This window comes from Alphaproteobacteria bacterium (genome assembly GCA_015062495.1).
In the GTDB taxonomy this organism is placed as follows: Bacteria; Pseudomonadota; Alphaproteobacteria; order Rs-D84; family Rs-D84; genus Enterousia.
In genome coordinates, this window is sequence record SUUN01000001.1 from 313,609 (window position 1) to 337,961 (window position 24,353).

Here is a 24,353-nt window from a genome sequence, read left to right on the forward strand (position 1 = left end):
TTTGTCAAATTTGAACTATAATAAATTGGATAGACAAAGGGTGCGATTATGGCAGATGTAAAGATGGCTGATTTTTTGTTGCAGTATTTTATGCAGTTGCGTTTCAATGAAATGCCACCAGAAGTGCGCGCCCAGTACGATGCATATGCCAAAAGCGATGATTTTCGCGGTCATATGAAGGAATGGAAAGCACGTTTAGCGGGTCATGACTTGCCAGATCCAAATGGTCCGGACTATCACTTGACCGAAGATGAGTGGAAAGAACTATTTCGTGAATTCCAAAGCGCATTTCGTAAAATGGATACCAATCGCAAGAACTTTGTCAACGCGGTTGATTTTGGTATAAACAACAAAGATGCGATTGAATTTCTGGACGAATATTTTGGGGCAGGAAAACTGTTCGACAAAGCAACCGCCAGCCCCGCCGCCGAGGCACAGATTCAAGTATTAGCCAATGTATTAAATTCATATAAAAATATCCTTGAAATTCAATTCTCGGAATGGGGGTTGACTGGTGGTGATTTCTCGTATAATGACTTGACCAAGGGTATCAAAGACAAGAAATATAATACGGATAGTGATTTTCAGACCAAGGTCAAAAATGTCGCGTATTACCTGACGGCATATACGACAAATCCGTACTACAAAAATGATGACTTGATACGTGCGCTGGGTGGAAACGCATTTGACTTTAAGGACATTCAGGAAGGCTTTGACGATAAAGCGGTTGACCCTGCAAAATTAAATGCGTTTAAAACCGAGTATGATATCCTGTTGCGTACTTTGGCGCACAAGGATAAAATCCGTGACGTATTCCCATCTGACAAAATAAAAACGGCATTTAATACCGCCAAAGAAAATGTTGCCTATGATGATAAAAACAGCAAAGATTATGTGCCGCCAAAACGCGACGATGAATTAACACCACTGCAACAACTTTCTAGGTGGGCGGATGATACGTATGCCGACGTGTTTGAAAAATACATCAAGTTCAAGGGCGACAGACTGTATTTTTCACCACAGGCAAAACAAATTGTTGCCGCTATACACAAGGCCAAGGTTAAACCAACCGATGGTATCAAAGGCGTCTTGGACAAGGCAGGTGATATAGAAAAGGGATTGTTGTACAAATCGCCCAAGGCAACCGAACACTTTAAATGGTTTACCAAAACGATGGGCGAACTAAGCAATACAATGCCCAAGGCGTTTGAGGGTGCGTTGCGCAATGGTCGCCAAATGCACGCAATAATCGAAGAAATGATTATGATTGCCGTACGTGACGGCAAGGTGGACGAGGCCAAAAGCGCAATGGAAGTCTTGTCCGTTATCAAATACGGATACACCACCAGCAAGATTATGGACGCACTGGGCAAGGAAAAGTTAAGCATCTTTTCCGACGGTAAATTGTCTTGGAATAAAAACGAAGGAATGAAATTCGTTACAACCGCCCTGGACAAAAGTATTAAAACTGCATTTATGGGGATTGGGTACGGTATCACCATGGTTGGGAATGCAATCAACCTGTCGGGCAGCAAGTTTAACGGTCGTCGCGGCCGAATGATGGACAAACAACAAGAATGGGCAACGCAAAATGCCGCGGATAAGGCCGCCGCCCAGACCCGCAGAAACACCCTGAATACCCAGGACCAAGCATTGATTCAGCAAGAAAATCAAAACAAAAGCGATGTAAATCAGAATCTGCAACCTGGTCAACGGACTATTACAGACGCAAATTTTCAACAACAAAAAACAGACCTAGAAACCGCTCGAACCGCCGAAGACGCAGAAAAGACACGCCTGGAACAGCGCACCCAAGATCCTGCATATATGGCGTCTGCGCAACGGGTTAATGATTATAATAATTTATTACAGGAACAAACCTCGTACCAACAAAATCAACCAGTTCTGACCCAGCAAATCGCTGATTTGGATAACCAGATTCAAGCAATTCAGACCGATCCAAACATGTCCCAGACAGAAAAAGATATGCGCAGTCAGGGATTGATTCAGAATAAGATAGAAAAACAAAATCAACTGGCTCAGATAAATCAAAGACTGGCCGATATACCGAACGAACTGAATGCGATAACAACGAATCCAAACTGGACAAACGATCAACACATCGTTCAACAGCATCAGGCGGAAACGCAGGCTTATAATAATACAGTTGACCAAAATAATGCCCAAAAAGACAGAATCAAAAAATGGGAAAATGCGACCAAAAGTATCGAGGAAATCAACGAACGCATATCCAAACGTGACGAAGTTATGGACAAGTGGGACGATAACCACAAGGATAAATACCTGGAACTGATGGCGTATTGGGATATGCTGGAAAGCGGACGCAATACGCATATGGGAAAAATGTATAACTGGAAACCAATCAAGGCAGGCAATGCCCAGAAAAAATTTGATGGACAAAAACAGACAATTATTTCCGATTATCTGTCAGGGTATTCATATGCGGCTTGATTTTTTTGGTGATTTGTGATATAATATGGACATGCGTCATCGGGAACGATGGCGTTTGTTTTTTATATACCCGCCTGCTGGCGGGCTTTTTTTATTTTCATGAAAACAAAAAGGATTACTTATGACACGTGTATTACAACTGCGACGTGGCAGTACCGCGCAAAATGACAGTTTTACCGGTCTGCCCGGCGAAATTACAATGGATACAGACGCCAAGACCGTGCGTATTCATGATGGTGAAACATTGGGTGGATTTGCACTGATGCGCGCGGATAACGCGGCAACCAACACCGGAACATTTGATATTACAACGGTTTCTGATGAATTTTGGGCAGATATGGTCGCGCGCCATGCGCCTGCGCCATTTACGGTTGCAAAATCAACCCCAATCCAGATGAACAGTAAAACCAGTCATGTAAACTGTATATTCAGCACCGCCCCCATGCCAACATTTGTGCGGGTTGCGCTGATTTGCCAGAATGACCAGGCCGGATACACCGCAGGCGACGAAGTATGGTCATTTGGAATTGGGGACTGTGCCAATATAACACCAAACTGTTTTATTGATGGGAATGGGCTGAACGTGCGCTTGATGGTTGGTGCACAAACGTACTGGGCCCCGCATCGCGACACAGGAATACGAACACAACTGAGTGATGAAAATTGGCGTATTTTATTCTATGTTTATTATTGAAAATCGTAAAAAACATTGCTATGCTGTGCGCCGAAGAAGAAAAAAGGATTTCATATGTATATACTTGCATTAAATTGTGGTTCTTCGTCCCTGAAATACCAGGTCTTTGACGCAGGCACAAAAAGCGCCATTGTCGGTGGCAATGTTGAAAAAATTGGTTTGCCAGATTCTTTTGTAACCCAGAAATATCCAGATGGCACAAAACAAAAGAAAGAAACACCAATGAAAAATCATGACGAAGCATTGAATGTTGTTTTGTTCATGTTGCGCGAAGCGTCTATTGACCTGAATGAAATTGGTGGCGTGGGTCATCGTGTTGTTATGGGTGGCGATAAATTTGCATCGTCTGTTGAAATCACAGACGAAGTTATCAAGACAATTGATAAATTGTCACCACTGGCACCATTGCACAATCCGCCGGCACTGCGTGGTATTATGACTGCAAAACAGTTGTTGCCAAATGCAACACAGGTTGCAGTATTTGATACTGCGTTCCACCAGACAATGCCAGACTATTCATATCGCTATGCCGTTCCACGCGCATGGTACACGGAATTGGGCGTACGTAAATATGGTTTCCACGGGACAAGCCACCTGTACGTGTCTAAACGTGCGGCGGCAATGTTGGGCAAACCGGCCGATCAGTGCAATTTGATTACAATGCATATCGGTTCGGGTGCGTCTGCAACGGCCATTCGCAATGGTATTTCTGTTGACACATCCCTGGGGATGACACCATTGTCGGGTCTGACCATGGGAACACGTCCAGGCGACCTGGACCCAGGTGTTGTTCTGTATGTTATGGAACAGTTAAAATTGTCACCGGCCCAGATGCAAACACACTTAAGCAAGGATTCAGGCTTGAAAGGCTTAACAGAATGTTATGCCGACCGTCGCGATGTTGAAGAAAACAAAGCAACCAACGATTCATGCCGCTTGGCCATTGATATGGAAGTGCAAAATGTAAAAAAATATATTGGCGCATTCATGGCCGAACTGGGGCGCGTTGATGCGGTTGTGTTCACCGCCGGTGTTGGTGAAAACGATGAATATCTGCGTGGCAAGTTCTGTGAAGGCTTGGAAAACCTGGGTATCAAGTTGGATATGAATAAAAATAACGAAACATTGGCGCGTAAAGGTGCAGGTGAAACAGTTATCAGCACACCTGACAGCCCAGTTAAGTTGTTTATGATTCCAACAAATGAAGAATTGGTAATTGTCGAAGATACCTTGGCGATTATGAACAAGAAATATAATCCAAATCACTTGTTAATGGATTATAGTTTCGCCCAGAATCAAAAACAAAAATAAAGAAATCCCCCCGACCGGGGGATTTTTTTAGTTTTGATACTTACAATTATATGAAAATTTAAAAGTCCCTGTACTATCGGTAATACTTACATTTTGTGGCGCATAGCACGACGTCACACCCAAAGAACCGTCGCTACGTGCTATTTCTTCCACGTCTTCATTACCAACGGTTGGGCAATACTTACAGGTTGCATAACCATCTGTAAAGGCCCTGTAAAACCCTGAAAGGCATGTAAAAGTGTTGTTATCGGTATCACAAGAAGCCATTGCTGTCTCGCTATCGCCGACTATCCCATCCCAATCACACGGATAGCAGGTGGACGACCAATCTACATCTTCATGATTAGACACATGATCCGGTTTGCATTGATATGAACTTTGGTAACTGCAACTATTTTCCGTTGCCAGATATGTACGTTTTAGCTGTTTATTTCCAGTAACATCTGTCCAATCAAGATAATTATATTCCATCGTACCCCCAATAATATTGTCAACACCGACATCAACGACCAAATAATCCGCATCATAAAAAGGTGGATAGTTACTGCAGTCACCTATAGGCTCAGTTGGATCTTCTAAAAGAGAAGTATCTACATCATGACAACATAACGTGTATGGCTCATTCCACCCGTAAGCATAATCACGCGCCTCGGTAATATCAAAATAACATTCGTTGGGGGCTTGACAATAACTAAGGTCACCCGTCAGTTCTTCACATTCAATCAACATTGGCCCACAAATATCTGTAACGTGGCCGGCACTATTTTCTTGCTCCCATAAACTTTCTGACCACGCTTCAAGAGCAACCGACGCGGTTGTCCACCCAATTGCCACACCCAAACCGACGTTTAGATTCGGCAATAAAATGGGGGATAAATTATGCGGAAATCTGGGAATAAATTTTGGGGATTAATGTCGAAAACAATCGTCCCTTTGGATTCGGCATTGTTTTTCTTGCTCTATGCCATGTATTATACCGCATTGCGCGTTTTTTGGCAATATGTTTTTTGGTAAGATAAATAAAAGTTTATCTTAGCATTCATATCTCAAATAAAAATCCCCCGGCTGGGGGATTTTTATTAACAACCACCGGTCATATTGCCAATGATTTTAGAAACCGAGATATCCTTGTGCAGCAGGAAATCATATTCACAATTACCAGATTTATAATGCCCCATGCATGCGCTTAATGTCAAAACGGCAAACAATGCCAATAATGCTTTTTTCATGTGTTCTCCTTTTATAGTTAGGTCAATACCCAGATTATACAAGAACGCATTCCCATTTTCAATATTTATATGGCGTTTTTTATCCAATGAATATGAAATCCACAAACCGCAATAATGTCAAAGCGCGCATTACCACCCCACCCTGTTTTCATAATATACGTTTCCGCCGCACGGCGCAGGCGCGCCGCCTGGGTGGGCGTCACCGCATCGCAGGCAGTGTGGATGGTGGGGCGATTTTTAACCTCTATAAAAACAAGTAATTGTCCGCGGCGGGCAATTATGTCAATTTCAGCACGGTGCGTGTTGCGGCCCGTGATATAGCGCGATTTTACAATACTAAACCCGTGCAGGCGCAAATAAGCACGCGCCAGAAATTCGGCGAACAGTCCACGTTGATAAGATGTTTTAGAATGCATATGGTTTGGCCCGGAAATTTTCGCGCGCAGACTGAATATTTTTTACCAAGTCTGATGCATTGCGACCGTTATCAATCAAATCCAACGCGCCATAGTATGCAATCAACATTGGGTCGTATGAATTCGTACTGGATATCCAATGGTCGTTGCCAGAATTTGGCGCACCATATTTGTCCAAGACGTTTTGCCAAAATACCAGGATTTTGTTTTCGCGCTGCTTTTCAAATTTTTCGGCCGCCCCTTCGACTTCGTTAACGTCGTTATTATAAACAACACGATAAACGCGATTGTCGGTTGCATTGCTGGTAAAATACACAACTATCGTTTCGCCGGTATTTTCACGCACCAGGTGTAATTCGGACGCGTACAACAGGCCGCGATTACGCGCCAGGCTGTGGATACATTTTTCCAATTCCGCCGGTATCACTGTGCCACCAGACCGACATTCGTAATCCAGGTTATATTTCCAATCAGGATGAATTGTGTATATTATGCTGTCCCGTTCGCGTGGCGCGTACAGGCCACGTTCGCGAAAAAACAATGTGTACACATCATCAAACGACATGCCCAACATAATGCCCGCAATATCAAACGATGCAACCGACGCAACAGACGCACCGGAATTTAAATCCACATCTTCCATTGTTATATCGGCGTCCGCACTGTCCACAATTGCGAAATTATCAAAATCAAACGCATCGGATGCCGCACAGGCAGGCGCTATAAACGCCATACATAAAATCGTAAAAATTTTTAGCATCTGTTTCATATAATCCTATTATTCCCATTTTAGCCGTGCGATGCAACATCAATAACAACAAACTTGAACACAGCCGCAGGGTCACCACCGGATTCCAGGTAATCTTCGACCGATTGTTTTCCAACTGTGTCACGCATGCCCGGCGCATAGTTTATCCCCAGATATATTGTGCCGCGCGTGACATCCGGGGTCGACGCAAAATTATTTGGGGTGCGCCACGTCCGCAGTTCATAATTTACAATCCAATATTTGTTATTGGTATCGGGGGCAACTGAAATTAATGATACAGTTCGCAGAGCACGATTTTTAGCCAGGTCTTCGATTTCAGGGGCAACTTTTTGTAACCACGTATTAAATACATCGCGCGACGACATACGACGCAGGGATGTGCGCCCTTCGCGCCGGCGGGTTACGTCGGACATGTCGGGTGTTACGTAAAAATATTCCGTGATATATTTCGCAATCAGGCGTTCACGCATCTTGTCTGCGCCCAGGGTGTGGTCGGACACAGGCACACCAGGACGACGGATGGCGTTATCGTCGGGCTGAAAAAAATATGTGTTGATGGTTGTTTTTGCGCCTGTGTCGTAAATAACACCCGTCAAAACCAAGGCACCGCACATCAGTACCATTAACAACAATCCCGATAAAAACATTATCAATTTTTTCATCAGTTCATCCGATATGCGTTAAAGTCCGCCACATAGTACCCCAATGTTTGTGGATATGCGTCCGTGTTGCGTCCAACCGTCGCATACGCCAAGATTTCAATTGGTGCAGATTTGTTCGAAATAATTTTTGCACGAATTTGCCACGTGCCACCGTTCGGCAAGACTTCGCCAATTGGTAACATCTGGACAGATGACATATCAATGCGCCATGTTTCGCCATCCAATATGCGCGCCTGATATTCAGGTTTGACAGTCGAATTAAAACGTGAAAACATATCGTCGCCCGTCAGGCAATATATACCACATGCACCGGTTTCAACGCCGGTCTTGTTTTCAGGGGTGCAATCAGCCGTACGGTCGCATTTGTTCCAACGCGCGGTGTTTAAATCTGTATTATCTGCAATCCAAAACCAGTTACGAATAAATTTTCCAATCACAGATTCTTGCAGTGTTTGGGTTGTGGACATTTCGCGCATTGCGCCATGCTGGTGCCCGATGATTTCCCAGTTGCCTGTGATACTGTTAATCGACACTAAAAATGGATGAACATGGGCGGAACGCTGAACCCACAGCAACAATCCACACGAACATATTATCAGAAAAAACACCGTCATTATCGCAATAGACAACGTGCGGGACGACGCAATTCGCGGTCCCGCGGGAAATGTCGGTGTGTTAAATTCGTCTGGATATCTCAAAATTCTGTCCCCCCAGTTCCAGAATCAAGATTATTTATTTTAAGCCTGGTACACCATGATGCAGGCGCATGGACTTAACTTTAATTCATTGTTGTCATAGCCAACACCAACCGGTTCGCGGTCGTAAACCTGGCCACAGCCGGCCAGCGCAATCGCAACCAAAACACCAAGAAATAATTTTTTCATGTGTATGTCCCCCTTTCCTGAATATTCAAATTATACGCAATTTTTGCAATCCACGTCAAGACTAAAACTGGGTTTCGAACGATAACAGGAATCGCTGTTCACGGTCATAGTCGGTCATCTTTAACGGCCAGCCCCAACTGAAATTCATTGGGCCCATTGGGGTATTCCAATAAATACCAACACCAACAGATGTGCGCCATGAATCATCGATATAGTTCGGTAAATGATAGAAAGGGTCGGTGTATTCTTTCTGGGGCGGTTTGCCCAAAACACCATAGTCAAAGAATACAAAGCCTTTGACCTGGTATTCATCGGGGATGAAAATCGGGAAGTTCAACTGGGTCGAACCGTTTAATTTCCACAGACCACCAAGCGCATATGTTGTGTTATACCACAAACGCGATCCAACGCCCGCCACGTCAAAACCGCGCAGGGATTCACCGCCCAAGAAATAACGATAAACACGCGATACATAGTCGCCATCCAATGGCTGAATATAGCCAAAATCCAATGACGAACGCAGTTGCCAACGGTCATCCCAGAATTTTACCATTCCAACAATATCTGCGTTATAGCGCATATAGGATTCTGTGCCACCAAAGCCTGTGTACGCAACCCCCAGGTTCGCCACAACACCGGTGTGGGTGTTCTGGGCAAAGTTTGTGTCCAAGTTGTGATAACGGAAATTTGTGCCTAAGGTGAACAGGGTCGCATCCTGCCAGCCATTGTCGGCCTGGATATCATAGTTCTGGTCGAATGCGGCAGACAGGCGTACATTTTGTGTCCAATGGTCAGTCAGACGCCATCCCATGCGCCCCGCCACAGTCAAAGAATCACGGTCGTATCCAAAACCACCCAATGCCGAATAATTATACATTGTGTAAGACACATCAAATCCCGCCGACAGCGCACGCCCAAACAGGTATGGTTCGGTAAAACTGAACAAGGCCTGTTTCTGGTATTCGGCGATTGAACCGCGGATTTGGACAATTTGACCGCGCCCCATAAAGTTGTTTTCGGTTATACCCGCGTCAACCATAAACCCGTTAATGTTTGACCAACCAAAACCACCCGACAGTTCACCGGTGGGCTGTTCTTCGACACGAACATCAAGGTTCATCATATTTGATTCCGCAACACGGGTTGGAACCATTTGGACGTCTTTGAAATAGCGGGTGCGCATTAAACGCTGGCGTCCTTCTTCAATAGTTTGCAATGAAAATGGGTCGCCTGCGCGCATTGGCAACGACTGATAAATCACAGAATCAAATGTGCGGACATTGCCCAGGATGTTAATAGAATTTAGGTAAATACGATTGGTCTTTTGTATTTTGAATACTAAATCAATCGTTTTGTCATCTGCGTTTTTTGTTGGCACAGGTTCAACATTAATAAACGCATAGCCATAATCGGCAACCGCACTGCGCAGCGCAGATAATGTTTCATCAACCATGTCCACATTGTATGTGTCGCCAGACGACATCGCAATCACGTCCATCAGTTCGTCAGTCGGCACGTCCGGGAACGGATTGTCGATTGTCAATTTGCCGAAATCGTATTGGTCGCCTTCGTCTACGGTGAATACAACCGAATAATACTGGCGATCGGGGGTAAATGTGCCGGATGTGTCCGTCACATTAAAATCAACATAGCCGTTGCGCAAATAAAACTGGCGCAACATTTGGCCGTCGTATTGGATACGGTCTTCGTCAAATGTATCAAATTGTGTCATAAAACGCCACCAGGCGTGTTCACGCGACAAAATTTCACCACGCAGGGTGCGATCGGAAAACTTTTTATTTCCTTCGAATTTAATGTCGGTTATCCAGGTGGGGTGCCCTTCGGTAATTTCATAGACAACGTTGACGCGATTATCCGACAGTTCGATTTTTTGTGGTTCTATTTTTGTGCCAAAGTAACCCTGGCGTTGATAGACCGTCAACATACGCTGAACATCGGCACCAATCGTGGCGGCGTCATAGGAAGCACGTTCGGCGGTTCGGATTTCCTTTTTTAAATCGTCGTTGGATACGGCATCATTGCCTTCGACTGTGACCATGTTAATAATCGGGGATTCGACAACGTCAATCTTTAATACATTGCCCGACATGCGGACGTTGATTTTGGAAAAATAACCACTTTCCTGTAATTTTTTCGCGATTGCGTTCGTGCGTGATTCGCCAACATTGTCGCCAATTTTCACATCTGACAAAATACGGATTGATTCCGCATCCATACGCGTGTTACCCGACACATCAATACGTGAAACAGTTGCCCCGAACGCAGCGGGGGCAACAACAGACAACAATAATGCAAACAGTGATACTTTCTTCATCATTTTATAACCCAAATACACGTGCTAAATCATTCCACATTGTTAATATAAACAGTCCCAGAATCAAAACCCAACCACACATAATGGCGATTTCCATACCGCGCCCCTGCAATTTGCGACGGGTTATCCCTTCGATAATCAAAATTAACAGGTATCCACCATCCAGCACCGGCAATGGCAACAAATTCAGCACGCCTAAATTCACAGACAACAACGCAATCAACGCCAACAAGCTGAAAAATCCAGCCGCCATCGCCAGGCCTGAATACTGGGCAATCGTGATGAATGACCCCAACTGCTTCGATGAACGTTCGCCGGTGATAATCTGCTTTAACACAACGACCAAAGTTTTCGATTCATAATATGTTTTACGCGCACCTGAATACATCGCACGAAACAGTCCCTGGGGTTTTGGGTCGGCACGACGCGCGCCGTCGGCAACCATGCCCCAACGTTCAGCCGGCGCTAATTTCACGTTTACCAATTCATCGCCACGAACAATCAGAACATCCGCGTCACGGTTTGAAGCCAATTCTTTGGCCAAGATTACTTCGCCCCAATTGCTGATTTTTTCATCGTCAATGCGGACAATTGTGTCGCCTGGTTTTACGCCGGCATTAAATGCAACGGATTCTTGGATAACCTGGCCGATGACGGGCAGTTGGGAATTGGCAACCAGGCGCGGTTGGAACATAAACAGCGATGTGTAAATTATCCACGCCAATAAAAAGTTCATAAATACGCCCGCCCCAATAATTATAAACTGTTTCCAGGCGGGGGCAGATAAATAATGACCAACCCGTTTGTCGGCGGGCAATTCGGCGTATTTTTTGCGGTTGAACATGTCTTCTTGGCCATAGATGGAAACATATCCCCCCAATGGCAGACACGCAATTTTCCACAACGTGCCACGTTTGTCGTGCCATTTTACAATCGCAGGTCCAAAACCAATGGAAAAGGTATCAACACGCACCCCGGCCCAACGCGCCGCCAAAAAGTGCCCCAGTTCATGCACAAATACAACAACCCCAAGGACGATTAGCAATGCCAAAATCGTTAATAATACATGCATGTTTATACCCTTCCTTTACAATAATACTTTATAACATTATCAACCATACCAATGGCAGTACATAAATCCAGCCATCAAATCTGTCCAGGACGCCACCGTGCCCAGGCAAAATCGTGCCAAAATCTTTGATGCCCATTTTACGTTTTAGCCAACTGGCGGTTAAATCACCGTATTGGGATAACAAAGAAACACTGATACCAATCCACATTAGTTGTGGCATAAATGTGTCCGCCCCCAACAGGCCGTACATTACACCTGCAAATGTACCACAGATAATGCCCGCAATCTGGCCCGACCAGGTTTTGCCCGATGACAGACGTTCCCACATCTTGTCCCCGCCAATCAGACGACCAAACAGCCATGCGCCAATGTCCGCCGAACAGATTATCATCAGCATTAATAAAATAATCCATGGACGCGCACCAACAACATTAATTGCCGCCAACATCACAAACAGCCAAACCAAAAATCCACCAAACGATAACCAATTCGTACGCAGGATATCGTTGGACACACGACGCAGACATAAAATGTATTCTGCAATCATTGCCAAAACAACGATAATACCCAAAATACGCACCGCAGGCAATCCAAAGTATTCACCCAGTGCCGCCAGTGCCGCGATAATCGCCATAACCGCACCGACAATGATTCTTTGTTTAGTATTTGACATCATTTACCCCTGTTTCTTTTTGCCCAGATAATTTGCTTTTTTCCCACCACCAAAACGACGATTACGTTTGGCAAATTCATCCAAAACATTTTGCCATCCGCGTTCATTCTTGACCAAATCAGGCCAATGTTCGGGAACAAATAACAATTCTGCATATGCCAATTTCCACAGCAAGAAATTAGAAATACGGTTTTCGTTGCTGGTGCGAACCATCAAATCAATCGGCAACAGGTCACCCGTATCCAGATACGTTTCAAATGTTTCCAGTGTTACAGGTTCGCCCGCCGCAATTGCCGCATTTACCGCATCTACGATTTCCTGTTGACCGCCATAGTTTACAGCGAACGCGACCGTACCGCCTGTGTTTTCGGCGGTTCTTTCTTCTAATTCATCGCACAGCGCAGCCAATTTTTCTGGCAACCTGTCGCGCGAACCAATCACACGGCAGCGAATGTTTTTTTCCAGCGCATGTTCCATATTCTTGGTCAATTCCGTATAGAACAAGTCCATAAGGAAATCAACCTCGTCTGTGGAACGATTCCAGTTTTCCGTAGAAAAACAAAAGAACGTTATCGTTGAAACACCACGTGCAAAAAACCAATCGACCAAATTTTCAAAGTTTGCAATGCCGGCCTGGTGTCCCATTAATGGTGGCAGACCACGCATTTCTGCCCAACGACGATTGCCATCACAAATAAAGGCGATATGCTGGGGCACTTTGCCAGATGTGGCAACAGCAGGCGCTGTTTTTTTCTTGAATAATTTTAACATAGTATTCCCGATTGCTTGGATTAAACAGACATAATGTCGGCTTCTTTTTCACGTGCCAGGGCGTCAACCTCGGCCCCACGTTTATCAAAGACCTTTTGAATGTCGTCTTCGAATTTACGTTGGTCGTCTTCGGAAATTTCTTTGTCGGTGACGGCACGTTTGATTTTACCCATTGCATCCTGGCGGATATTGCGCATGGAAATTTTGGCCTCTTCGGCGTATTTACCGGCAACCTTGGTCAATTCGCGGCGGCGTTCTTCGGTAAGTGGCGGCATGTTCAGGCGAATTACACCACCCGCCGTCATCGGGTTCAGCCCCAGGCCCGAATCGCGTATCGCCTTTTCAACCGCGGGGGCATTAGTAATATCCCAAACCGTTACGGATAAAGTTTGGTTGTCGGGGGTTGAAACTGTCGCAACCTGATTAACCGGCATTTCAGAGCCGTAAACCGGCACACGCACCGCGTCCAGCAAATGTACAGACGCACGCCCAGTACGCAGACCTGCGTATTCATTCTTTAAAACTTCCAGTGTTTGGGCCGTTTTCTGTTCAACCTCGGCCTTTAATAATTGATAGTCCATATAGAGTCTCCTTAAAGTACAGAAAAAGATTAGCAAATTGATTTGACATTTGGCAAGAAGAAATATAGAATATGTCGGCACATGGGGTTGTAGCTCATCCGTCTGTGCATAGCACAGCCGAGATTGGGGGCAAGTCCAAAGTATCGTGGGGTTGTAGCTCAGTTGGTAGAGCACTTGCATGGCATGCAAGGGGTCGTCGGTTCGAGTCCGATCAGCTCCACCACGAATTTTGAAAGATTCAGTATGGCGGATATAGCTCAGTTGGTTAGAGCGTTGGTTTGTGGTACCAAATGTCGCCGGTTCGAGTCCGGTTATCCGCCCCATTAATAAACGTCCCGTTTGGGGCGTTTTTTGTTGAAAAAATTTGTGTTTTATGGTATAATTCTTGCATTTAGTGGACGACATTTGGTCGTCTTTTTTATTGCCCGCATATGCGGGTGTTTTTTATGGGGGAAGAAAATGCAAACACCAAAATTTTTACAAGAACTGATATCATCGCCTGAATATGGCGATAAAAACAGCGAAACATATAAACGCGCAACCAAGTATATGAATATCCTGTATCCCGGCACAGTACAGTTTGATGCCACAGGTCGTATGATGCGCCCAGAATATGATATGACATTGGAGCAGTTTTATAATGCACAACATGAAATAGAAACGGAGTTCGAGTCTGATAAAAGCGAGGCAGAAGCAGATGTCCTGGACACATACGGTGATTACTTTGAAACAATTGGTTTTAATTTTAACATTGAAGAATATGTTGTTCCTGGCACGCCGATACCGGTCAAAGTTTTAATGCCGGGTGGCCATGTATCAAAGCGCAGTTTGGAAACTTATGCTTTGAATATTCCAGAGTTTGAAATAAAGCCCAAAATATGGATATGGCACAGCGAGCATGGCGAAAATACATGCGACGACTGCTTGGGGAATGATGGGACGGTCTATGAAAACAAAGAAGGCATACCGACGTGTCCCGTTCACCCAAACTGTCGTTGTTGGGTTGAAGAAATAGAGCTGGACAAAAATGGCAAGAAAATAGACAGCAAGGTTTATAAAGGCCAAAAGCCAGAAACACAAAAGGTAACTGATATGAAATTTGAACAAGCGTACAATAAATTACAAGAACCCGAAGGAGGCTATACAGACGGCAAAGATCAAGTTGATGATGAACCAACAAATATGGGCATAAAACAAAGCACGCTGGATAGATACGCTAACAAGCATCCAGACAAAAATTTCCCAGCAGATGTAAAATATTTAACCGCCGCACAGGCCAAAGAAATTTATAAAAACGAATATTGGGATAATACAAGAATCCCGGAAATCAAAAATGACAGAATACGTGATGCTGTTTTCGATATGAATGTAATGGGTGGCGCAGGCAAAACCGTTCAGCGTGCATTAAATTCTTTCTTGGACGCAAATTTAGTTGTTGATGGCGCAATAGGTGGTAATACAATTAAATCTATAAATGCGATTCCTGATAGCAAAGTCAATGAATTTATGGTTGCACTAAAATCTGAAAGAATAGATTATTTAAAGAGCACGCCAAACTGGGTAACAGCAAAAAACGGTTGGTTGAAAAGAGTAAATAAATACTAATTACTGTCTAATCCATACCCCTTCAAGTGTTGCTTGTATGCCACAAAAGGCGCTAAATGAATCTGCATTGATAAAATGCAGATTCATTTTATCTTCTGACTCCATTTGAAACAATATACCAACAGGGATAAAATATTCCGTATCTGTCTCTCTGTCATATTGATATTTTTTGCTGTTGTATTCTGCCTTATCTCCGCTGATTTTTATTTTACCTTCAACATCACAGATATGTAAGTCGTACCAAGATTCCAATTTAAAATCGCATGTTGTATCAACACAATCAAAAATTTCCATCACGCCACCAAAAACAGTGTCCTGGTCATTTAGATACCACTTCCCCGCCCACTTTTGGGTTGTGTTTTCACATTTTGCCGACTGATGAATCAGCATACAAGAACATAAAGTGTATATAAAAAAATGCGCGTTTTTATTCATCTATGTGTATTATATTGCTATGCTTAACAGGTGTCAATTATGAAAAAATAGATTGCACAAAGGCAATTGATATTGATTTTTTATTATCTGATTTGCCATAATGCCAGTATGAAAAAGATAAAGTACTAACTTGCTTTTTCAATTTCTACAAATATTTCGTTCGATGACCGGTACTGTTTTGTGCGTGTTTATTGTATGAAAAAACCGCCCGATGGGCGGTTTGATTAATCCAGATTTTTTAACAGGATATCTTTCATTTCGTTTGGCATCATACCAGTGGTTGAATATCCACAGTCGACATGGTGCACTTCGCCCGTGACGCCGGATGACAAATCACTGAACAGGTACATCGCCGCACCAGACACATCGTCCAGGGTCATATTACGACGCAATGGCGTTGTTTCCGCGTTCAGGCGCAGCATAGCCTTGAAGCCCCCTACCCCGCTGGACGCCAATGTCATGATTGGGCCGGCACTGATTGCATTTATGCGAATACCGTCACGTCCCAGGTCAGATGCCAGATAGCGAACACTGCTGTCCAGGGCAGATTTGGCAACCCCCATCACATTGTAATTTGGAACAGATTTTTCCCCACCAAAGTATGTCAGGGTCACGATACTGCCCCCGTTGGTCATCAGTTTGGATGCACGACGTGTTAAATCAACCAATGAATATACGGAAATATCCATTGTGTTTTTGAAATTTTCGCGCGTAGTATCGGCATAGCGACCAGTTAATTCGTTTTTGTCTGAAAATGCAATCGCGTGCAACATACCATCTAAATGTCCCCATTCGGATTCAATTTTGTTGAACAAGTCATTCATCTGGTCGTCGTTTTGGACGTTGCATTCCTGGACGAATTTGGCACCAATGGATTCCGCCAATGGGCGAACACGCTTTTCCAATGCGGGCATCGCGTATGGCATCGCAATTTCAGCCCCCATTTCATGCGCACGTTTGGCAATCGCCCACGCCATAGACCAATCGTTGGCGACGCCCGTGATTAAAATCTTTTTACCCTGTAATAACATTGTATAATTCCTTTTGTTATTCTTATTGGACAGATAAAAATATAACACCGAACGGTAATAATCGCAACAGGTAAAAATAAGTTCTAGCGTTCTTTGTTTCGTGATTTACGGTCGCAGATTGCACCAAAGTCTGACATTGACATATGCTGTTCGTTTAAAACCTTGGTAATTGTACGCAGGGACGGAAAGCGCGATTTACCAAATGCATCGCAACGCTTGCTCTTGTTAAAAGTCGTTGCGTCCAACCCACAATTTATAGCCATTCTGGATGGACTGATGTTATTTTCACTGGCGATTTCGTCAATCGCATCCCAGATATCATCATGGGTTATCATGAATGTCCCCCCTGAGTTTATTTAGTTGTTGTCACATTGCTATATTGTGTATAAAAACCCAGCGCATAGCAAGCATTTTTAATAGGTTATTTTTCTTATTTCTGCCCGGTTTTGCGTTTTGCCATTCTAGTTCTTTACCGTAAAATCGTAAAATTCGCTCATTTTATATAACACATTGTAATTTTCCAAAGAAAAAACCGCCCCGAAATGTGGCGGTATAAATTCTGGCTCGGGCAGTTGGACTCGAACCAACGACATACGGCTTAACAGCAAGTTCTTGATTTCAGGGCTTTTTTTGCGATATGTCGTGTTGGCCCAGATTCCCGCCACTTTTTGCACATATCTGTGTATGCGCCGTATAGCTGTTTTTTAGTATGTAGCAATTATGTAGCAAAAAAATTGCACCCCCGTATACCCACAAGTGTCTAAATCATACAAAAATGACGTCCGCCAAAAATGAAATTACGGAATGCGTTTGTCGGGCAATAATCATACCTTGAATGCGGGTGCCATACGGTTGATTTCTGCTTGTGGTAAACCATAGCGTCTGGCAACGGTTTGCCATATTTTGTCTCTTTTTATATCGTTTTTGGTGCTCTGGCCCGTTTTGGTAATTTATCAGCGTCCAGCATCAATCCGACTTGGTCAAAGCTTATGTCTGCAACTTCTGCCAGTCTGTCGTGCAGTCCCAATACAAACAATACCTTGGCATAAATGCCCATAGATGTTGCAGGGTCGCCTTTTTCAACCTTGGCCAGTGTTGGTCTGGTTATGCCTGCGCGTTGTATCATCATTTCTGCGGTTATGCGTCTGCGAATTCGGGCGTCTTTGATGTCTGCCCCCAGTTTTACCAATGCGCGCTTAACCGGGTTTGGATAAATTGTTGTTTTTCTCATGTCTTTTCTCTCTATAATGTAAATTATATTTTACATTACGCCAGAATAATGTAAAAGATAATTTCTGTTTTGTCAAATTCATTATACCACAAATCGCACTAAAAAGAAAGAGGTATCACATCGGATACAAAAATAAGAGGTTTATTATTGGTATTAGCCATCCTAAAAAACATGAAAAATCCCAAAATTCGATTCGGGGCAAAAGTTTGATTTTTTTGTCGAGTGCCGTCGATGAGCCGTTGTTTCAAAAACTGACAAAATATGATTTAATACTATTTAGACGTGTTTTAATGTAGTTTTGATACATTATGATACAAATTTTTTTAGTAAAAACAGGCCGTTTTTTGCTGGTTTTGCAAGACTTTTACTTTTTTATGTGCTATAAATTATATGTACAGATATAAAAAGTTGTTGTGATATCAGATTGTATAAAGCGACCTTTTTATATCCTACAAACCATATTGAAACCCAAAGGAGAATAACATGGATTACCAATTCATGAACCATGGAGGACAAGAGAGAGATACAAGACAATACGCCCTGAACAAGGAAGCGTTTAAAGACAGACTGTTTACACCAAAGCAATTAGCTGACTATCTTTGTTCGTCTGTTTCGGCATTAAGTCAATATCGTGCACTGGGGATTGGACCTGCGTACTTCAAGATCGGCAAAATGGTACGTTACCCCCTGTCTGAGGTAAATAAGTGGCTGGAACAAAAAAGAAGCGATAAAAAATAGCTGTTTCTGCTGGATATTATGTTTTTATCGTGCATTGTGTGTTTGTAATAAAGGAGTGCACACATGGCAGAACAATGGAAATGCTATACAAAGCCGTTTCGGGACACTTGGATACATCTGTTGCATTCAGATGTTAACCTGCAGGTCAGCGACGGCACCATCCCAGGATTATTCCTGCGATATTCTGCGGCAACACGCAATATTCGGTTTTTCCTGGGGTGTAAAATAGATAACAAGAAATGCAATATTTTTATAGGTCGCTACAGAGATTATTCTATCAAAGATATTCGTGACATGGCGTGGAATATGCGACATCAAATTGCCCAAGGCGAAGACCCACGCAGAAAAAGAATAGAAGAACAACTGAAAGAAAAAGAAACGCTGGGTGAACAGGTAAAAGTACTGTTCCCGCAATATATGGACAAATATTCCAAAATATACAAGAAGCCACGAACCCAGGATTCTAATTGGGGGCAATATAGATTATATTTAGCGCCTATGTTTGATAAGCTGTACATACGCCAAATAGAAGAAAAACATGTAATGGACGCCTATGCCAAGTGGGTAAAGAAAACGTCTTTCTCAACCGCGAACAAAGCGCTGTCTCTGTTCTCTAATTTCTGGGATTGGTGCGAAATGTATAAATACGTAGATCGCAATACAAACCCATGCAAGTATGTTCGCAAAGGTTCAAACAAAGTTTATAAGCCACAAATACTGGACCAAGACGGTTATCGTGCATTATCGCATGCGCTGGATGTTGGGCCCCAGGTATCTAAAATGCACCCACGGTTATTCAATGCGTTGCGGGTGCTGATGCTGACTGGGTGTCGTGCGTCTGAAATAACCGGGCTAGAGGTAGAAGAACTTGCGCTTATGCACAAGGTAATACACCTGAAAGACAGCAAGACCGGCGCTCGGGATGTAAAACTGTCTGATGCGGTTATACCATACTTGCAGGCTGCGCTGGATGAAGCAACCGCACTGGGCAGCAAATATGTATTCCCAGGTGTTGGGAACGAGCACAGACCAATAAACAACATCCGCAAGCCATTTGAATGGGCACTGTCATATGCCAAGCTGCCACATATGCGAATACACGACCTGCGACATTCGTTTATCAGTATGGGTGCAAATATCGGTGAAAATATAGCTGCCATGAAAGAAGCAGCTGGCCATTCCCGTATAACCACCACCGAAGGATATACCCACATCATGGACAGCAGCACCTATCGTGCCATCAATAACGTTGCAAATGCAATATGTGCCTAAATGGTGCATGTTGCATTTCAGTAAAATAAAATAGGTTCTGTAAAACCTCTTTTGATTGGGGGTAACGGCGACCTCGACACCTTGTTACACACGGGTTTGAAAAATTGGTTCGCAGGTTCGCACTTTGGGTGTTTTAATAGTAATTACAATATGATAAGTGCGAACCTGGTTCGCACCTAAGAACACATTTTCTTATAAATCGATTATCGTTTTTCTGGCAGACTATATTTGCGGCCTTTGTTTTGACCGGTGGCAACCAAGAAACCTTTGTTAACCAATGCGACAAACAGTTGGCGTACGCGCTGTGGCGATTTGCCTGTTATAGAAATTGCGTCCGCAGCAGTAACATAACCCATTGTACATAACTTTTCAGCCATAGCGATAAAGAACGCCCGTTCTGTTTTGTTCAGGTCGTCTATATTCAAATCGCTACATTTATCGCTAGTTATATCGCTAGTTTTTATTTCGGGATTAGCGATATTTATAACCATGTCGTCACCTTTCAGCGAATTGTTTTCGTCCAGCAACAGATTTCCAAAGAACAAGTTCAGGTATTTATAGGTCCGTTTGATACCGCGCGGTATATTTTCATAGTTGGCGCGAACCAAGGCATTGCGAAAATATTCTGCATAATCCTTGAATAATTCGTTATCAGCAGCAAAGCCTTTATTGCGCAGATACTTGATTGCAAATACGGCGATTGTGCGCGTATTGCCTTCGCGAAATGGATGAATTTGCCACAGGCCAGACACGAATTGCGCGATATGTTCAACTTGCGCACGTGTGTTAAGCGTACTGTAATCAAAACGTTCTTCGCGGTCAAAGTCGTATTCCAGTGTTGGCATAATGTCCATATGGCTGGCATAGTGCACAGTATCCCCCATCAGCACGTTTTCTGCCTTGATAATATCCTTGGTACGAACATTCCCAACCCAGTGTTCAGGCAATGCCGCATTAAACAAATACTTGTGAATAGACAGCAAAGTAGTCGGCGCAAAGGTAAAAGACGAATTGCTTAACAGTTCTGCAATACGGTTGGAAACGGTGTCGGCCTCCCAGTATTCAATACCCAGTTCGTCACCCTCTGGGGTGCGGTAATACTGGCGCAGCGACTGATGAACTTCGTCATGACTCAGCTTGCCTTCGATATTATCACGTGCCACCTGGTACAGATAACGCGATGGTGTCAACCCATCAACCTGTTGCAGGCCAATGGCGATATCCCAATTACGTGCCTTTTCTTGTTTAGATGGCTCTTGGGCTGTTTTGTATTCGCTGATAAAATCTGAAAACTTTGCCATATCTTTCATGCCTTACCCTATTGATTATATCCAAGAAATACAAAAATTCCAGTTATTTAATGGGTCTTGTGACGGGCGTTTCATATACGGGTAACGGCGACCCCGCCACCTTGCTACACACTGATAAAAAAACAAGACCGCATGCCGCACTGTCTAATTTCATAAATCAGAATTGATTTCATGTTGATTTCAATATTGATTTCATAAGTAAGGAAAGTAGTAGTAGTAAAGAAAAATAAAAGATAATAAAAATAAAAGATAAAGAAAAGGTAGTGAAAGTAGTAATGCACAAAAAATTGTTGAAAACTTACGTAAAACTGTTGATATGCTGTTAGTTGTATCTAAATACAAAAATATCCTAAAAATTCACCTTAAATGTATCGTGGTGTATCTCTATGCATAAACGCTAAAATCCGCAGAAAATAAGGACTTTACAAACCTAAAAAAACAGTGCAAGATGGTGTTGTAAAGGAAAGGATTCAGTGTGAAAGTAACTGCTGCGATTTTTAGAAATGGGGATAAAGTTCTGCTGATGCGTCGTGCGGCGGATCAGCCGTTGGCGGGCGAATGGGAATACCCCGGTGGTAAGTTTGAAGATGGCGAAGACGGCCCAACATGCCTGCACCGGGAGTTGTTTGAAGAATTGGGAATAGACGCACAAATCGGCGACCTGATTACCATCGCAAAACACACAACAGATTCTGGCAAGGTTATTGAACTTCATACATACGAAATCACATTCTACACAGGCGAAATTCAACTGCGCGTCCACGATGATATGCACTGGGTGCCAGTCCAGGACTTACCCTCCCACCCACAACTCCCCGCCGACCAAATCGTATCCAAAACCCTGCAAACCAAAGGAAAGTAAAATGAGCGACGCTTTCTACAAAAACAGTATTCATAACTTTTTGCGCCAAAGCGATGATGAAATCTTTGGTATTATCGCCGCAGGTGACAGATACGACACAGTTGCAGCACAAAAAGACGCATGGATGGAACAAATTCGCGTGTTGAAATATGCGCTGGCATACGCGCCATCTGGCAGCATTCTGTTTGAATACACTTTGCCACGCGTGGGCGGTCGCATAGACAACATCTTGCTGATAAACAATACTGTCTTTGTTTTGGAATTTAAGGTCGGCGCAGAAACATATGCCAGTGACGCAATCCGCCAGGTTCGCACATATGCATTTGATTTGCAAAACTATCACGAAGAAAGCCGTCGGTGTAAAATCGTTCCTATCTTGGTGGCAACAGGTGTGCCGGATGACTACCGCAAACACGATGTCCCAGAAGACGTAATCCTGACCGATGGTGATGAATTGCGTAATATAATTATTCGCAACACAGATACTTCGTGCACAACAATCAATATGGATAAATGGGCAAATTCCAGATATCTTCCAACGCCAACGATTATTGAGGCCGCCAAAGCCCTATATAACACTCACTCTGTCGCAGATATTGCGCAAAATACGGCAGCCGAAAACCTGACAAAAACATCAGACGCGGTTCAGCGCATAATTGAACATTCAAAACAGAATAAACAAAAATCAATCTGCTTTGTCACCGGTGTGCCTGGTGCGGGCAAAACCTTGGCTGGTCTGAACATTGTATTTGCAAATCAGAAAACAACGGGGCAAAGTTATTCGTGCTTTTTGACAGGTAATCAGCCATTGGTTTCGGTACTTAGCGAGGCTTTGGCTCTAGATGCATACAAGCAAAATGGTACGTCCAAATCTCTTACGCACAGCAAGATAAAATCTTCTATTCAGATAATTCATCACTTTCGTGATCGTTCCTTGAATGAGGCAGACGTTCCAACTGAAAATGTTGTCATATTTGACGAAGCACAGCGTGCATGGAACCAACGTATGTTATCAGACTTTATGCAAAAGAAGAAAGGGGCGATTCTTAACCGTCTAACAGATGATCAGCGTGCCCACTTCTTGGCTATGAGCGAGCCAGAGTTGTTAATTGACTATATGAACCGACACCAAGATTGGGCCGTAATTGTATGTCTTGTTGGTGGCGGTCAGGATATTAACACTGGCGAGGCCGGTATCCAGGAATGGTTTGCGTCATTAAAGCGTTCTTTCCCAGATTGGAATGTTTACGTGTCTGGCGATATAACTGCCAGTGAATACCTGGGCGACCAATCGTTTGCAGAACTGACCGATGGGCTGAAATGCGAAACGATTAAAGAGTTGCACCTGTCTGTATCGTTGCGCGCACACAGAACATCCGATGTTGCGGGCTTTGTGGATTCTTTGCTGGATAATGATGCCGCAGCCGCCGCAGAAAAATATAAACGATTGTCCGAAGTCTATCCAATTTATATGACGCGTGATTTGGCGCGTGCCAAACAATGGGTGCGTGAACAGACCGCCGGCAAGACGTTGCGTCATGGCCTGATTGCCAGTTCAAATGGTCGCAGATTGCGTGCGGACGGAATTTGGATAGAAAGTAAGTGCAAGCCGGAAAAGTGGTTCCTGGGTGAACGTGATGATATCAAGTCGTCATACTTTATGGAAGAAGCGGCCAGTGAATTTGATATCCAGGGACTGGAAATAGACTATGCGGTTGTTGGCTGGGACGCAGATTACAGATATGTTGACAGCAAATTTGAATATTATAAACCCAGTGGTTCGCGTTGGCTATCAATCAACCAAGAAGACAAGCGCCGTTATCTTAAAAACGCGTATCGTGTACTGCTGACCCGCGCCCGTGAAGGTTTTGTAATATTCGTCCCACGCGGCGACGTATCAGACGCTACCCGCCAACCAAAATTCTACGACGCCCTATGGCAATACCTAACCGCAATCGGCGTGGAGGAGTTGTAAAACATGACAATGCAAACAGAAAAAA

Annotated in this window: 24 protein-coding genes and 2 tRNA genes; 10 read left to right on the forward strand and 16 right to left on the reverse strand. The window is 43.8% G+C overall.

Annotation, left to right across the window (positions count from 1 at the left end):
- Nucleotides 1-48: 48 nt before the first annotated feature.
- The 3 genes from E7008_01545 (at nt 49) to E7008_01555 (ending at nt 4,477) form a co-directional block, all read left to right on the forward strand.
- A complete protein-coding gene (locus E7008_01545; protein ID MBE6456608.1) occupies nt 49-2,472 on the forward strand; it encodes a hypothetical protein in 2,424 nt (807 codons plus the stop codon).
- Between the two features lie 121 nt (nt 2,473-2,593).
- Nucleotides 2,594-3,166, forward strand: coding sequence for a hypothetical protein (locus E7008_01550; protein MBE6456609.1), 573 nt, complete (start codon nt 2,594-2,596; stop codon nt 3,164-3,166).
- 54 nt (nt 3,167-3,220) lie between these two features.
- Nucleotides 3,221-4,477, forward strand: a complete 1,257-nt coding sequence (locus E7008_01555) for an acetate kinase (GenBank protein ID MBE6456610.1) — start codon at nt 3,221-3,223, stop codon at nt 4,475-4,477.
- Between the two features lie 27 nt (nt 4,478-4,504).
- Here E7008_01555 and E7008_01560 read toward each other — a convergent pair whose 3' ends face one another.
- The 11 genes from E7008_01560 to E7008_01610 all read right to left on the reverse strand — a co-directional run bounded on the left by E7008_01560 (nt 4,505) and on the right by E7008_01610 (nt 14,049).
- Nucleotides 4,505-5,311, reverse strand: a complete 807-nt coding sequence (locus E7008_01560; protein ID MBE6456611.1) for a hypothetical protein — start codon at nt 5,309-5,311, stop codon at nt 4,505-4,507.
- A gap of 245 nt (nt 5,312-5,556) precedes the next feature.
- Nucleotides 5,557-5,706, reverse strand: coding sequence for a DUF4223 domain-containing protein (locus E7008_01565; protein MBE6456612.1), 150 nt, complete (start codon nt 5,704-5,706; stop codon nt 5,557-5,559).
- 65 nt (nt 5,707-5,771) lie between these two features.
- A complete protein-coding gene (locus E7008_01570) occupies nt 5,772-6,122 on the reverse strand; it encodes a YraN family protein (protein MBE6456613.1) in 351 nt (116 codons plus the stop codon).
- Nucleotides 6,112-6,882, reverse strand: a complete 771-nt coding sequence (locus tag E7008_01575) for a hypothetical protein (protein ID MBE6456614.1) — start codon at nt 6,880-6,882, stop codon at nt 6,112-6,114. The genes E7008_01570 and E7008_01575 overlap by 11 nt, the downstream gene beginning before the upstream one ends.
- A gap of 29 nt (nt 6,883-6,911) precedes the next feature.
- Complete coding sequence (locus tag E7008_01580) at nt 6,912-7,553, reverse strand: hypothetical protein (protein ID MBE6456615.1); 642 nt, start codon at nt 7,551-7,553, stop codon at nt 6,912-6,914.
- On the reverse strand, nt 7,553-8,251 hold the full coding sequence (locus E7008_01585; GenBank protein ID MBE6456616.1) for a hypothetical protein: 699 nt from the start codon (nt 8,249-8,251) through the stop codon (nt 7,553-7,555). The genes E7008_01580 and E7008_01585 overlap by 1 nt, the downstream gene beginning before the upstream one ends.
- Before the next feature lie 247 nt (nt 8,252-8,498).
- Nucleotides 8,499-10,775, reverse strand: a complete 2,277-nt coding sequence (bamA, locus tag E7008_01590; GenBank protein ID MBE6456617.1) for an outer membrane protein assembly factor BamA — start codon at nt 10,773-10,775, stop codon at nt 8,499-8,501.
- Nucleotide 10,776: 1 nt separating this feature from the next.
- Nucleotides 10,777-11,844, reverse strand: a complete 1,068-nt coding sequence (locus tag E7008_01595) for a site-2 protease family protein (protein MBE6456618.1) — start codon at nt 11,842-11,844, stop codon at nt 10,777-10,779.
- Nucleotides 11,845-11,872: 28 nt separating this feature from the next.
- Entirely contained in the window at nt 11,873-12,520 is a 648-nt protein-coding gene (locus tag E7008_01600) for a CDP-archaeol synthase (protein MBE6456619.1), read from the reverse strand.
- Complete coding sequence (uppS, locus tag E7008_01605) at nt 12,521-13,288, reverse strand: di-trans,poly-cis-decaprenylcistransferase (protein ID MBE6456620.1); 768 nt, start codon at nt 13,286-13,288, stop codon at nt 12,521-12,523.
- A gap of 20 nt (nt 13,289-13,308) precedes the next feature.
- Nucleotides 13,309-14,049, reverse strand: a complete 741-nt coding sequence (locus tag E7008_01610) for a ribosome recycling factor (protein ID MBE6456621.1) — start codon at nt 14,047-14,049, stop codon at nt 13,309-13,311.
- Here E7008_01610 and E7008_01615 point away from each other — a divergent pair.
- The 3 genes from E7008_01615 to E7008_01625 all read left to right on the forward strand — a co-directional run bounded on the left by E7008_01615 (nt 14,017) and on the right by E7008_01625 (nt 15,474).
- Nucleotides 14,017-14,092, forward strand: a tRNA-Ala gene (locus tag E7008_01615). The genes E7008_01610 and E7008_01615 overlap by 33 nt on opposite strands.
- A gap of 23 nt (nt 14,093-14,115) precedes the next feature.
- Nucleotides 14,116-14,192 (forward strand) — tRNA-His (locus E7008_01620).
- Nucleotides 14,193-14,328: 136 nt separating this feature from the next.
- Nucleotides 14,329-15,474 carry a hypothetical protein gene (locus tag E7008_01625; protein MBE6456622.1) on the forward strand — a complete coding sequence of 382 codons (1,146 nt, stop codon included), beginning with the start codon at nt 14,329-14,331 and terminating at the stop codon, nt 15,472-15,474.
- On the opposite strand, the gene E7008_01630 is transcribed toward E7008_01625, so the two are convergent.
- The 4 genes from E7008_01630 to E7008_01645 form a co-directional block, all read right to left on the reverse strand.
- On the reverse strand, nt 15,475-15,864 hold the full coding sequence (locus E7008_01630) for a hypothetical protein (protein MBE6456623.1): 390 nt from the start codon (nt 15,862-15,864) through the stop codon (nt 15,475-15,477).
- A gap of 269 nt (nt 15,865-16,133) precedes the next feature.
- Nucleotides 16,134-16,940: an enoyl-ACP reductase gene (locus E7008_01635; protein MBE6456624.1), complete on the reverse strand. Its 807-nt coding sequence runs from the start codon at nt 16,938-16,940 to the stop codon at nt 16,134-16,136.
- Nucleotides 16,941-17,023: 83 nt separating this feature from the next.
- A complete protein-coding gene (locus E7008_01640) occupies nt 17,024-17,275 on the reverse strand; it encodes a hypothetical protein (protein MBE6456625.1) in 252 nt (83 codons plus the stop codon).
- Nucleotides 17,276-17,853: 578 nt separating this feature from the next.
- Entirely contained in the window at nt 17,854-18,171 is a 318-nt protein-coding gene (locus tag E7008_01645) for a helix-turn-helix domain-containing protein (protein ID MBE6456626.1), read from the reverse strand.
- 483 nt (nt 18,172-18,654) lie between these two features.
- Between E7008_01645 and E7008_01650 the strand changes: the two genes are divergently transcribed.
- A complete protein-coding gene (locus E7008_01650) occupies nt 18,655-18,909 on the forward strand; it encodes a helix-turn-helix domain-containing protein (protein ID MBE6456627.1) in 255 nt (84 codons plus the stop codon).
- Nucleotides 18,910-18,972: 63 nt separating this feature from the next.
- Complete coding sequence (locus E7008_01655; protein ID MBE6456628.1) at nt 18,973-20,181, forward strand: site-specific integrase; 1,209 nt, start codon at nt 18,973-18,975, stop codon at nt 20,179-20,181.
- A 203-nt stretch (nt 20,182-20,384) separates the two neighbouring features.
- Here E7008_01655 and E7008_01660 read toward each other — a convergent pair whose 3' ends face one another.
- Nucleotides 20,385-21,491 carry a cell filamentation protein Fic gene (locus tag E7008_01660; protein ID MBE6456629.1) on the reverse strand — a complete coding sequence of 369 codons (1,107 nt, stop codon included), beginning with the start codon at nt 21,489-21,491 and terminating at the stop codon, nt 20,385-20,387.
- A 523-nt stretch (nt 21,492-22,014) separates the two neighbouring features.
- On the opposite strand from E7008_01660, the gene E7008_01665 reads away from it, so the two are divergent.
- A complete protein-coding gene (locus E7008_01665; GenBank protein ID MBE6456630.1) occupies nt 22,015-22,353 on the forward strand; it encodes an NUDIX domain-containing protein in 339 nt (112 codons plus the stop codon).
- 1 nt (nt 22,354) lies between these two features.
- Nucleotides 22,355-24,328, forward strand: a complete 1,974-nt coding sequence (locus E7008_01670) for a DUF2075 domain-containing protein (GenBank protein MBE6456631.1) — start codon at nt 22,355-22,357, stop codon at nt 24,326-24,328.
- Nucleotides 24,329-24,353: the final 25 nt, after the last annotated feature.